The following is a 13,438-nucleotide window of genomic DNA, read 5'->3' as shown; positions in this document are numbered from 1 at the left end:
GATGTTATTAGCACTATTACTAATACCAGTTATTGGATCTGCTCTGGTTTTTGCATGGAAAAGTCCAAGCGCTAAGTACATAGCTTTAGTACTAGCATTTTTAGAAATGGCTTTGTCATTCTATATGCTTTCAGGACTAGACTTTGTAAAAACTATAGACAGCCAGAACTTACAGTATCAAATCAATACCCCGGAATCTTCATTCCTGAAGACTTCTTTACACCTGGGCGTTGATGGTTTGTCCATGCTGTTTATTTTATTAACCACTATATTAACCTCATTAATTATACTGTCTTCTTTTAGTCAGACTGTAAAATATAAGAATACTTTCTACGGACTGATCTTATTAATGCAGTTCGGTCTTATCGGAGTATTTACTTCATTAGATGGTTTAATGTTCTATGCTTTCTGGGAAGTAACTCTTATCCCGATTTGGTTCATTTGCGGACTATGGGGTCAGGAAGATCAGAAGCTTCGTTTCACGACTAAGTTCTTCGTGTATACATTTATCGGTTCGTTATTCATGTTAGGTGGTCTTATCTACGTATATAACCACTCTGCATCTTTTGCACTACTGGATATGTATAACTCGGATCTTAACGTTACCCAACAGACTATAGTTTTCTGGTTTATTTTTGTAGCATTCGCTGTAAAATTACCAGTATTCCCGTTCCATACATGGCAGCCGGATACTTATACTTACTCTCCTACCGAAGGGACAATGCTTCTTTCCGGTATTATGCTGAAAATGGCAATCTTCGGAGTTTTAAGATATCTTCTTCCGATTGCACCAGGAGCTATTATGGGAATTTCAGGTCAGATTGTATTAACATTGGCTATTATAGGTATCGTTTACGGTGCATTAATCGCTATCGTTAAAAACGATATCAAAAGAATCATCACTTATTCTTCTCTTTCTCACATTGGACTAATTGTAGCGGGTATTTTTGCTTCTGCAATTCTTACTCTAAATGGGCGCTTCACTACCGAAGGTGCTGAAGGTGCTGTTATACAAGCTTTCGCTCACGGTATTAATATCGTTGGTTTATTCTACTGTGCAGATATTTTATACAGAAGATTTAAAACAAGAGACATCAGACAAATGGGTGGACTTGCTAAGGTAGCACCTAAGTTTGCAGTTCTTTTCCTGATCATTGTATTCGGTTCTATGGCAGTTCCGTTAACTAATGGTTTCATCGGTGAATTCATCTTATTAAAATCTATTTCAGATTATAATACAACAGCGGTTATTATATCAGGTCTTACTGTTATACTTTGTGCTGTATACATGCTTAGAATGTACGGAAAAGCAATGTTTGGTAAAGGAGACGAAGTTCTTCTTGCTAACATGAAGGATGTTTCAGGAGTAGAATTCTCTGTACTGGCTTCGCTGGTTGTATTTGTAATACTTTTCGGGATCTTCCCAAATAGTATTCTGGAGATGGTACATAGTTCGTTGGAGTTTATCTTCAAATCAATGAATAATTAATTGAAAGGAAAATGACGGTATTTATTATAATTTTTATAACAGCAGTATTATCGCTTTTTGCCGGGGTATTCAACCAAAGCAAATTCTCAAGATATATTGGTATTTTAGGGCTTTTAATAGCTTTCTATGTAAGCTATATGCCAGACTGTAGCTTTTTCCTGAAGTACGACAACATGTACTTGTATGACGGACCAGCAAGACTATTAACACAGATTTCTATCGTTGTTACACTGCTTATCTTCTTCCTGGGAGGATTTGCATTCAACAACCACAGAAGCCACCAGTCTGAATTATATGCATTAATGCTTTTATCATTATGTGGAGGTATTACATTATTTGGATTCAAAAACCTTGTTACATTATTCTTAGGAATTGAAATTCTTTCTATTCCTTTATATGTAATGGCGGGAGCTAATAAGACAGATCTTCGCTCTATTGAAGCTTCTATGAAGTATTTCTTAACAGGAGCATTTGCTACCGGATTCTTACTTTTCGGTATTGCTATGATCTACGGAAGTACTGGATCATTTGATCTTACAGAGATTCATAAATTCAGTCTTCAGTCAGGAAAAAACCCAATGTTTATTTTAGGTTTTATCCTTATGCTTTGTGCAATGGCGTTTAAAACTTCTTTAGCACCATTCCATATGTGGAGCCCGGATGTATATCAGGGAGCACCTTCTATCATTACTTCTTTTATGGCAACTGTAGTTAAAATTTCAGCTTTCGGTGCACTATTCAAGTTAATGGTTATAGGTTTTGCAGGAACGTATGGTAACTGGTTAAACATTATGGGAAGCTTTGTAATCATTACATTACTATTGGCTAACTGTATGGGGCTTGCTCAGACAAACATGAAGAGAATGCTTGCTTACTCCAGTGTTTCTCACGCCGGATATATCGGTTTGATATTCTTCGGAATGAATGAAAACTCTTTAGAGAAAATGGCTTTCTATCTTTTAGCATATTCTCTATCTACTATTGGTGCTTTCTTAACACTAATCTGGGTAGAAAAAGTAAAAAGAGAAGTATCTTACAATGCATTCAAAGGTCTTGCTAAAACGGAACCTTTACTGGCTATTGTAGCTACAGTTTCATTACTATCTATGGCGGGTATTCCATTAACGGCAGGTTTCGTTGGGAAATTCAGTTTATTCAGCCAGGCAATGAATGGTGCTGCATTCTTAGTATTAGTAGCAATCTTGGGTTCTGCATTAAGTATTGCTTACTACCTGAGACCTATTATTGCAATGTTCTTCTTTAAAGAAACAACTTTCAAAACCAGTGAAAAAGTAAGTCTTACTTACAACATACTGGCAGTGGTTATTACAATTGCAATTATTGTATTAGGAGTTTATCCTGATCTTTTTAATATACAGTTTGGAGGATAATCAATCCATTCTTATCTAATAAAAAAGCTGTCTTTATAATGAGACAGCTTTTTTATTTTCCTCTTCTTATCATCATAAAAAAGCAAGGCTTCAGAAGTTCTGAAGCCCTACTCTATTAACAAACTCACGAATTATTGTATCGGTCATAGAGGTTAACCTATTTGGTTAACCATTGGTTTTATTTATGAATATTAGTTCTTCACTGCATCTCTTACGGCGTTGGCATAACTAACATTAGAATTATAGGTATAAATCATCATTCCACCTTTAGCTCCCTGAGTAGGTATCCATTTAGCAACCTCGACATCATTGGCTTGGTTAGTTCCACCTTCAGCATAGGCGCCAAACACCATTTTACTGGCCGGGATTTTATTGGTACCGGTAGCATAATTCATCATAAGCTGTGTTCTGCTTACATTAGCGCCATAAGACTGTAGCTGAATGTAATTAAAATTATTTCGGAAATTTTCCATAATCTTATTCCATGCATATACATCGATACCTGAAGCGATCTGTAATTGTTTATTATTTGGTGCAGTAGTACCGAAATATTTAGTCAATTCACTTATTACATTCAGAAATGCTGGTGTTGCTGCCATACTTCCGGAATACCAACCGTTATAGCCTGTTGCTGCATAACCTGGAAATGCAGGTATAGGATTAGGCTTTGCCCCGGAATGTTCTACATCCAGGCTTATCCCATCTAGTTTCCACTTGTCAATCACAATAGATTTTATAGCATCTCCATATGCAGCAGCGGAAGCAAAACCTCCTGGTTTGGTAGACTGCCAGCTTACATCATCATCTATATTCTGCAGTACTTTTATACCTCTGCTTTGAAGAGAACGTATCTGAGTGTCGAGATCTTTATAAGATTTAAAACTTCCCATCATACCAGTACCTCCCGGTAATTTGGTGGTATCCTGCAGGCTCCAGTACTTCAGTCCAAAAAGGATTACCATATCTACTTTATCTGGTATATCTTTCAGTTTGAATGTCGGATTTCTTCCGTCAGTAATATAATAAGCAATACATACACCATTAGAACCCGCCAAAGCAGCAGCACTTTTAACAGAAGCTTCTTTATTAACTGACTCAGGTGTCATATCCTCTGTCATTTTAGAACATGATCCCAGTATCAATAAAAGTATTGAACACTGGGTAAAAAAGATTTTTTTCATAGTCTGTTTTTATTTAATAATTAGTGTTACAATAGAAACCAACCTGCACTGCAATGAAAATAATTCAATGCAAAAAATTTCTGAAATCAGTATTGTTCCGGGGTTGGTATAAAACTGATTAAGGATTCATAATTTTAATCAGATCCTTTGTCACTCTGAAGTTAGGAGCACGAAGCGTGTTGTCATTAGAAGATGTTAATGGTGCATCTCTTTCTATAGCATAAGAAAATACGCCACCTTTCTTACCTGTTGCAGGCTGCCAACGGGCATAATCATATGCACGGCCGGTTCCGTTCTGAGGGTATCTTACGTCATTCCAGTAATTTCCAGGATATCCATTTTCTTCATAGAAAGAGAAACCTGGTAAAAACTGCTTCATACTGATATATGGTGCATAAAGTCCGGAAACTGTTGTAAGATTAGTTGTACTTCTTCCGTATGCCTGAAGGAATACATAGTTGTATCGGGGAGCCGTCTGAATAAAGAAATTAGTAGGATTCTGATTGGTATCGTACACAAATGTTTTTCCTGTACCCGATTTAGGACCAAAATATTTAGACAATGCTTTGGTTGCTGCAACAAATTTAGTCAGTGTTGCTCCACTCGGGCTACTTTCTATATCAATATCGATTCCATCCAGGTTATACTCTCCTACCCATTTATCATAAATACTTTTAGCCCATGAAGAATAGCCTATAGAGTCTTGCCCACCCGTAGTCGTTGCACTGTTCAGGTCTCCCAATGTTATAATAACTTTAGTTCCCCGTTTATGTAGATAAGGAACATAATTGGTTTTCAAGGTATTCCAATATGCATTTTCCGGAGGTGTATAATTCGGAAATACCATTACCATATCCAGACTATCCGGCAGCCATCTCATACTCGGGAGATTTCCACTTGCTGTAGCACTGTCTCTCCATGTTCTGTAATAACCAGCCGAAATCTGGTGATCACTGTTCTTGTAAGCAATAAGATTGCTTAGATTAACTGCTGACAATGTAACTCCGGATTTCTGCGCAGAGGCATCCTTGGTTACTGACAGATCTTGTTCGCTTCTTGTACATTTGATAAATAACATTATAACCACAGAAAGGCATAATGCAAAAGAAAAATTTGCGGTTTTCATCTAATTAATTTTTGTGATTTAGTTTTTTATAAAATTAAATAAAAATTATCAAAAACAAATATTTTTTATTTTTTTCATTACCAATCAATACAAACATTTATAAAACCGCACAACAAAAGACTTTTCACCTAGTATTAATACAATAAATATTTTTCTGAAAGGATTCCGGGCAGAAAAAAACAATGCAAAATATTATCAAACAAGAAGATATTGCCCGATTTAAAATATTTTTATAACGTTAAAGCCAATATATATAAACAAGTCCGGAAGTTGGTTATTTTCTCTCCAGACTACTTATAATTCCAGATTATTTCCCTGAATTACACTTGATTCCCAGGATTTCAAACAAGACCAAATAGACTATAAATCCCTGATACCTACAGGGTTTAAAATTGAATTGCAAATGCTTTTATCTATAACATAATTCCTGAATTTAAACAATCGTTTAGTTCCTAAATTACCTATTATTGTTTAAATTTGCATGCTATGCTTCAGGAGAAAGAATCACCTTTTATACTGCGTATCGCATTTCATAAATATATTGAGGTGCTGGAAAAAATACGGGATCAGGATCCGGAATCTTACAGATCCGAATACGCCCGTGCGCTTTTAGAAAAGGTAGATAAAGTTCCCGAGCTCAGAGAAGGCTTCGATGATATAGATGTTATTCGTAATAACGAAGAACTTATACACCAGCTCCTTGCCGATCTATTCCCGACTGCTTTAACCAACAATGAAATAAAAGCAGCCAGTATTCCTTTCTTCAATCTTACATTTAACTACACAGAAAGGTTTAAGAAACTATTGTCAGATGCCGGCCAGAGTTTCGAAATCAAAATTCGGGATTTAGATGATGATTATTTCTACATTATGAATTGTGTTGTGATTATTCATGCATACTTCAAAAAAGAAATAAAGACTACAACTCCGCTATATTTTGACATCCCGGATAAACAGGGAATTGTAAGACACTATCGCCTAACCATAAATGCTGATTTCACTGAGACTATTCCTACAGAAAAAGCACATTTTCTGAACGATGATGAAATAGAGCTTCTTCTGGACAATTATGAAAATATAGACCTCTGGAAAACCAAATTCCCACCCGGAAGCTGGATACTAAAAGGCTTCTTTATTATCAGCCTGACAGATGTAACACCAGATTTTTCTCTTTCTGAGTTAAAGTCGAATCTGCTGAGCATAAATCCCGAAACAGGAGCTTTGGACAATAGCTTCGAGCCTATCCTGCGGTCTTATTTTGAGATTCCGGATCTTCGTACCGGGTTTATGTTCTTTAATCATGAGCAAAACAGACTGGAAAAACTGCAAAACAATCGTGCTCTTTTCTCCAGTTCCATTTTAGAATTTCTTTATGATAAACTAGGCTTCGATGCAATTGGTAAAGAAGCTTACGAGGCATTGGCACAAAGCAACAAACCTATTGTTGTTTCTGATGTTTACAAATATGCCGATTCAGAAAAATTTCAGTTTATCTCCAGTTATTTCATAGAGCATAATGTACATAGCTTCATTATGATTCCTGTGGTAAAGGACAATCAGCTACTCGCTATTCTGGAAATGTCATCGGGCATTAAAGGTGCATTCAACAGTCTGAAAGTAAAAAAACTGGACTTTATTACTCCCTTTTTATTATTTTCTATCAGCAGGTTTCATTATGAATGGCAAACAAAACTGGATGCTATCATTCAGCAGGAATATACTTCCCTTCACCCGAGTGTTGCCTGGAAATTCCGTGATGAAGCACAAAATGCATTCTTTGGAAACTTGCGAAATGAGGAATATAGTCTGAAAGAAATATCTTTCGATCATGTTTATCCTTTATATGGGCAAACAGACATTAAATCTTCTTCCAGTATACGAAACAAAGCTCAACAGGAAGATCTTCTGGAGCAACTGAACAGACTTATCTCTATTTATGAGAATCTGAAAGATGAAAAAGCCGTTAATGAGAAAATCTTATTTGGGCTGAAAATTCTTGTAGAAGAGGTTGAAATAGGTTTGAAAACAGATACAGAGCAGAGAGTTATACGTTTTCTGGCTAATAAAGTACATCCTGAACTGGAAGGAAATGATTCCCCTGAGATAAAAAATTATTTCAGCCTGCTGGATTCAAACGGACAACTTCTTTATAAAAGAAGAAAGGCTTTTGATGAAACAGTTAGTTCTGTTAATAAAAATTTCGCCAGTCTTCTGGAAAAAAGAGAACAGGAAGCTCAGCTTATTTTCCCGCATTATTTTGAACTTTTCAAAACCGATGGTGTAGAACATAATATATATGTAGGCCAATCCATAAATCCTACACAGCATTACTCCAAAGAAATTTTGTATCAGTTAAGATACTGGCAATTGGAAACATTATGTGAAATGGAATTGTCCCATGAGTCCATAAAATCCTGCCTGCCTTATAATCTGGATGTACATTCTCTTATACTGGTATTCAATGTTTCATTATCTATACGCTTCCGTATGGATGAAAAACGTTTTGATGTAGACGGCGCATACAATTCGCGTTACGAAGTCATCAAAAAACGTATTGATAAGGCTTATATTAAAAATACAACCGAAAGAATAACACAACCTGGAAAAATCTGTATCGTATATTCTTCTAACGAGGACGAAAAAGAATACTATTCCTATATACAGCAGTTACAGGAGAAAGGATATCTTACTTCCCAGGTTGAAAAACTGGAAGTAGAAGAGCTACCGGGAGCAAGTGGACTAAAAGCGCTACGTGTAGGTCTTAACAGAAATAAGGTTGTAGAAATGACTTGTCAGCTTCCGGATTAACTCGTCCAGAAAGCAAAAACAAAAGCAATAACAGAAACAATAATTCCGACCATAAAGATCTGGTAGGTAATGCTAAGCAATCTGTATTTCCTGTTTAAAACAACTCCCAGATAATACAAATCTCTGATCATAGAATCATACAGATAGTCACGATCCTCCATCATTTCCCGCACTGCCGGTGTATAATCGTCCAGATTCATTTTGTAGAAATTACCAAAGAACAGAAGATTCACCTTTCTGTTTTTCAGATCTTCCTTCGTAAACTCACCACTGGTAACCTTAGGCTTTGTAGAAAGTATTGCAAATATAATTGTGATAACACTAAACAGCAGCATAATAAAGGTTGGCATTACTAAATACTCATTCTTCTCAGATCCCAGCTTGGGTAAGAGTGTAGACAATGCGATAGAAATAATAATAGCATTTACAGAAAGCAATATATTGGCTTTACTGTCCGCAATATCACTTAGTCTTGTATGATTGCTCAGTGTAATTCTGAACATTGTATCTATACTTCTGTCTGCTTTAGCTTCCTTTTTAGGTTCTTTTTTATTTTTATCTTTCTTTATATTTTCCTGCTCCTGTAACATATTTTCAATCTTCTGAAGGTTTTTTTCTTTTATAGGATTCCAATTCTGTTTTGCATAATTTGTATTGAACTGATGAAACCTGAAAAAACGTAAATTATCTAAATTCCATTTCTTTTTACTGAAGTTTTTCCCCAGTGTTTGCTCCCATTCTTTTCTTAGATTATCCGAGTAAGTGAAATAATCTTCACTTCCCAGATGGCTGCTGTCCGCATCTCGGATAATATTTTCAATTCGATTATCCGGTTTACAACAGACTTTTGTAGACATAATCAGCTCCTTTACCCTTCGGATAAAGTCTTCGTTTACACCCTCTGATTTTAAAAATTCTGCTGCAATCTCACAACTTTTTTCTTCATGCAGCATAATATCTTCTGTATAGCCACTATCGTGAAACCAGCATGCAACCAGCAATATTTCTTTCTCTTCTTCATTCAGATTATCCGCATTTGCAAGAATCTCAGCATTTGCAACAACTTCCTGCGTATGCTTATAATTATGATAAAGAAATGCCGGAGATAACTTATCTTTGAATAAGTTTTCGATAAAGAAACTTGCTTTTTGAACTAGAGTCATTTTGTCGAATTTGATTAGATAAAATTATGCATTTCAAAGTTTATATGCTAAAAAATACGCTTTACAATTTTTTAAAAGTTTCAATCTTTGGAATTACACTGCAGTCATGTGCCACATATACTGTACAAAAGGGGAAAAATCTCGCCGAGATACCTGTACGGGATTCTTCTAAAGTTGCCCATCGGTTTTTCCTGATTGGTGATGCAGGAAATGCAGACGAACCTCAGGCACAAAATACACTAAGCCTACTTCAGAAAAGGCTTAAAGAGGCGTCCTCTAACTCTACACTCTTATTTCTCGGAGACAATATTTATCCTTTGGGAATGCCCGATGAAAAGGATCCTGATTATGACCTGGCAAAGCTTAAGCTGGAAAATCAGCTAAAAATAGCCAAAGACTACAAAGGAAATACAATTGTAATTCCCGGAAATCATGACTGGTACCATGGTTTAGATGGCTTAAAAGCTCAGGAAAAAGCAGTTACAAAATATTTAGATGATAAAAAAGCTTTTCTTCCTAAGAAGGGTTGCCCTATAGACAAGGTAAAGCTAAATAATGATCTTACCCTTATTACTATTGACAGCGAATGGTATCTTCAAAACTGGGATGAAAACCCGGGGATGAATGCAGACTGCAGCATAAAAACGCGGGATGATTTTTTTGATGAATTCGAAAGCTTACTGAATAAAAATCAGAATAAACCTATTGTGGTAGCCCTACACCACCCTCTAATCAGTAGTGGCAGCCATGCTGGATATTTTTCATTAAAAAAGCAGCTTTATCCTATTGGAGATAAAGTTCCGCTTCCTGTTATAGGCTCATTTATCAATGTAGTTCGTGCGACATCCGGTATCAGTCCTCAGGATCTTAATAATGCAAGATATACAGCATTGGTAAAGCGACTGAAAAGTCTTGCACAGGATAATCAGAATGTAATTTTTGTATCCGGCCACGACCATAATCTGCAATACCTTGAGGAAAGAAATATCCGTCAGATTATTAGCGGATCTGGTTCTAAAAACGAAGCAGCAAAAGCAACGACCCCGAAAGACTTTACCTTTGGTGGCAATGGTTATGCTATTTTAGATATCAATCAGGATGGGAGTGCCAACGTATCTTATTATAGCACAGAAAATAATACAGAAAATTTCTTAACCCGGATTAAAGTTCTGGAAAACTTACAGAGACCAACCCCCGGAAAATATCCGGATACATTTTCTGATTCAATAAAAACGTCAGTATATCCGGCAAAACTCACTCAAAAATCAAAAGTTTATACCTGGCTTTGGGGAGACCATTACAGGAAATATTACAGCATGCCTATAGAAGCCAAGGTTGCAACTTTGGATACACTAAAAGGAGGACTTAGTCCTGTCCGGGCTGGCGGTGGACACCAATCTAACTCGTTACGTCTGGTTGCACCAAACAAACAGGAATATGCAATGAGAGGTGTAAAGAAAAGCGCTATCCGCTTCCTGAATGCTGTAGCATTTAAAAATGAAAGTTTTGGTCATGAACTGGAAGGGACTTTTGCTGAAAAATTCCTACTCGACTTTTACACAACCACACATCCCTATACTCCGTTTGCTGTAGGTAATCTCGCAGAAAGTATCAATGTCTTCCATTCGGACCCGTCACTTTATTATATTCCGAGACAGAAGGCATTGGGTGATTTCAATTACGACTATGGTGATGAACTCTATATGATAGAGGAACGATTCTCGGATAGTCCTGATGATCTTAAAATGCTGAACGGAGCTACTACAACGATGAATACTCTGGACATGATGAAAAACCTTCAGAAGTCTGAAAAGTATTCTGTGGATCAGCAGAGTTATATCCGCGCCCGTATTTTCGACATGCTTCTTGGCGATTGGGACAGACATTACGACCAATGGCGCTGGGCGGAGTACAAAGATGGAAACTCTTTTGTGTATAAAGCCATCCCAAAAGACAGGGATCAGGCATTCAGTAAATACGACGGACTTTTATTTAAGTTCATTATGCAGATGCCTCCATTACGCCACATGCAGAGCTTCAAAGAAGATATCCGTAATATAAAATGGCTAAATAGAGAGCCTTATCCATTAGATCTGGCTTTCCTGAAAAATGCTACAGAAGAGGACTGGAAAAAAGAAGCGGAATACATAAAACAGAATATGACCGATGAGGTTATAGACAATGCTTTCCATAATCTGCCAAAAGAAGTACAAGACGGCACCATAGAGCACATAAAGCAGAATCTTAAAATAAGAAGAGATAAAATGCCTCATTATTCTGCTGAATATTATAAAGCCCTACAAAAGACGGTAATGATTACCGGTACCAACAAGGTTGACAGATTTGTTATCAAAAAAGAGAAACATAAAGTAAGTGTTCTACAATACCGCGTAAAGAAAGAAGGAAACGAATTGGTTTTCAAACGTGAATATTCTAAGCACAATACAGATGAAATTTGGATTTATGGTTTGGATGATGATGACATATTCGATGTTTCCGGATCCGAAAGAACAGGAATAAAAATAAGACTTATCGGTGGGCTTAATCATGATGTATACAACATTAAGGACGGAAGAAATGTTAAGTTATACGATTTTAAATCCCAGAAAAACACGTATAATATTACCGGATATGTAGCGAAACAAATTAAGGACGATTACGATATCAATACTTATAATTTTGAAAAACCACAATATAACTTCTGGGCCGGGTATCCTAGTATAGGGTACAACCCCGATGAAGGTGTTAAGGTTGGTGCTGTTGTCAACTATACACATAATGGTTTCGATAGAGACCCTTACACATCCAGACATACTTTCAAAACTAATTATTCCTTTGCTACAAGCGGAATAGAGTTTATTTATAATGGTGTATTTCCTAATGCTATCGGAAAATGGACACTGCATTTAGACGGACGTTTTACGACCCCGGATTTTGCACAAAACTATTTTGGCTTTGGTAATAATACAGCTAATTACGATGATGAGCTGGGCAGAAACTACAACAGGGTAAATATACAGCAGCTGCAGATAGCACCTTCCATATCCAAAAAAAGCTTTATGGGATTCGTTCAGACATTTCAGTTAGGTTATGAGGATTACAAAGTGCATCATAATCAGAATCGTTTTATTACACAGTCTGGTCAGATTAATCCTGAAGTCTTCGATAATCAACAATTTTTAGGTGCGAAATATGGTTTCAGTTACGATCATAGCGACAATGCTGCTTTTCCAACTATGGCATTTGGCTTTGCAGTTTCTGCAGCATGGAGAATGAATATTGATAGTCCAAATCGTAACTTCATGACTTATGATGCACGTCTGAATGTTACACACCGAATAGATGATGATGGAAAATTTGTCTTTGCAACCAAAATACAAGGAGTATATATTAACAACCGATATTTCGAATTTTTTCAGGGTGCCGATTTAGGTGGAAACAATGATCTTAGATCTTTCAGAAACAACAGATTTTTGGGTAACTCTTCATTATTTCAGAGTAACGATATCCGTTGGAACTTCGGCAGAGTGCGGAATCGCGTAATCCCGGTAAATTTTGGTATCTTAGCTGGCTATGACTACGGACGTGTATGGATGGATGGTGAATATTCCAGAAAATGGCATCAATCTGTAGGTGGCGGGATATGGATAAGTATTCTCGAAGCTTTCTCTGCACGGGCTACTTATTTTACAGGAAGCGACGGTGGGAGATTTTCTGCAGGAATAGGAATGAGATTCTAAAAATGTAAAGTTGTAATATTAAAATGAGGATTGATTCTGGTCCGGTTAATTATTTTCTGAGGGCATATTTTCAGTATGCATTGATTCCTATAATAATCATAAGCATTATTAGCTATATTGTACGGGAAACAGAGCAATACCCGCTATTTTTTTACGCTATTATTTTTACTCTTATACTAGCCATATTCCTGATCATTTCTTTTCATGAATATCTTTCTATAAAGAAGAAGTCAAAAATGTCAGCATTATTTATAAGAGAAGGAGAGCTTTATATAAATAACGAAAAAAAGCTGCCACTAACAGAAATAACGTCAATTACGCCATTGTATTACAACCCATTAATTGGTAAAGTAATGATCTTTTTTTTCGAGATAAAAACCAATGATGAAGTTTTTTATTTCTTTGACGAACCACGTTTCATGTGGAATATTATGATTCCTCTTTCTGTGAAAAAACTTGAAAAAACTTTTCCCGAACTTCAGCCTGTAATTCAGGAAGAAATAATTATTAGAAAACTCCCGAATATTTAATCCGGGAGTT

The 13,438-nt window shown here is 36.3% G+C and carries 8 protein-coding genes; 5 read left to right on the top strand and 3 right to left on the bottom strand.

Translation table 11 applies throughout. The annotated features are described in order from the left end of the window. Position 1: 1 nt before the first annotated feature. Together ATE49_RS05200 and ATE49_RS05195 are read left to right on the top strand one after the other, a co-directional pair. Positions 2–1,489: a complex I subunit 4 family protein gene (locus ATE49_RS05200; RefSeq protein ID WP_065081307.1), complete on the top strand. Its 1,488-nt coding sequence runs from the start codon at positions 2–4 to the stop codon at positions 1,487–1,489. An 11-nt stretch (positions 1,490–1,500) separates the two neighbouring features. After that, the gene (locus ATE49_RS05195) at positions 1,501–2,880 is read left to right on the top strand and encodes an NADH-quinone oxidoreductase subunit N (RefSeq protein WP_034868776.1); all 1,380 of its coding nucleotides are present in this window, start codon (positions 1,501–1,503) and stop codon (positions 2,878–2,880) included. Positions 2,881–3,071: 191 nt separating this feature from the next. Here the strand turns inward: ATE49_RS05195 and endOF3 are convergent, their stop codons facing one another. Both endOF3 and ATE49_RS05185 read right to left on the bottom strand, forming a co-directional pair. After that, complete coding sequence (gene endOF3 / locus ATE49_RS05190; protein ID WP_065081306.1) at positions 3,072–4,061, bottom strand: endo-beta-N-acetylglucosaminidase F3; 990 nt, start codon at positions 4,059–4,061, stop codon at positions 3,072–3,074. Between the two features lie 118 nt (positions 4,062–4,179). Further along, on the bottom strand, positions 4,180–5,187 hold the full coding sequence (locus tag ATE49_RS05185) for an endo-beta-N-acetylglucosaminidase family protein (protein ID WP_065081305.1): 1,008 nt from the start codon (positions 5,185–5,187) through the stop codon (positions 4,180–4,182). 486 nt (positions 5,188–5,673) lie between these two features. Between ATE49_RS05185 and ATE49_RS05180 the strand changes: the two genes are divergently transcribed. Continuing rightward, positions 5,674–7,995 carry a GAF domain-containing protein gene (locus ATE49_RS05180; protein WP_065081304.1) on the top strand — a complete coding sequence of 774 codons (2,322 nt, stop codon included), beginning with the start codon at positions 5,674–5,676 and terminating at the stop codon, positions 7,993–7,995. Here the strand turns inward: ATE49_RS05180 and ATE49_RS05175 are convergent. Beyond that, positions 7,992–9,158, bottom strand: coding sequence for a Pycsar system effector family protein (locus ATE49_RS05175; RefSeq protein ID WP_065081303.1), 1,167 nt, complete (start codon positions 9,156–9,158; stop codon positions 7,992–7,994). The two genes, ATE49_RS05180 and ATE49_RS05175, sit on opposite strands and share 4 nt — an antisense overlap. A 26-nt stretch (positions 9,159–9,184) precedes the next feature. Here ATE49_RS05175 and ATE49_RS05170 point away from each other — a divergent pair, with 26 nt between their 5' ends. Then, positions 9,185–12,898 carry a metallophosphoesterase gene (locus ATE49_RS05170; protein WP_065081302.1) on the top strand — a complete coding sequence of 1,238 codons (3,714 nt, stop codon included), beginning with the start codon at positions 9,185–9,187 and terminating at the stop codon, positions 12,896–12,898. Positions 12,899–13,134: 236 nt separating this feature from the next. Next, complete coding sequence (locus ATE49_RS20505) at positions 13,135–13,428, top strand: hypothetical protein (RefSeq protein WP_234107846.1); 294 nt, start codon at positions 13,135–13,137, stop codon at positions 13,426–13,428. Positions 13,429–13,438 lie beyond the last annotated feature (10 nt).

Origin of the sequence: Elizabethkingia miricola (assembly GCF_001675285.1) — a bacterium.
GTDB lineage: Bacteria > Bacteroidota > Bacteroidia > Flavobacteriales > Weeksellaceae > Elizabethkingia > Elizabethkingia miricola.
Note: the sequence above shows the minus strand (reverse complement) of the source record. Positions and strands in the feature narration are given on the sequence as shown.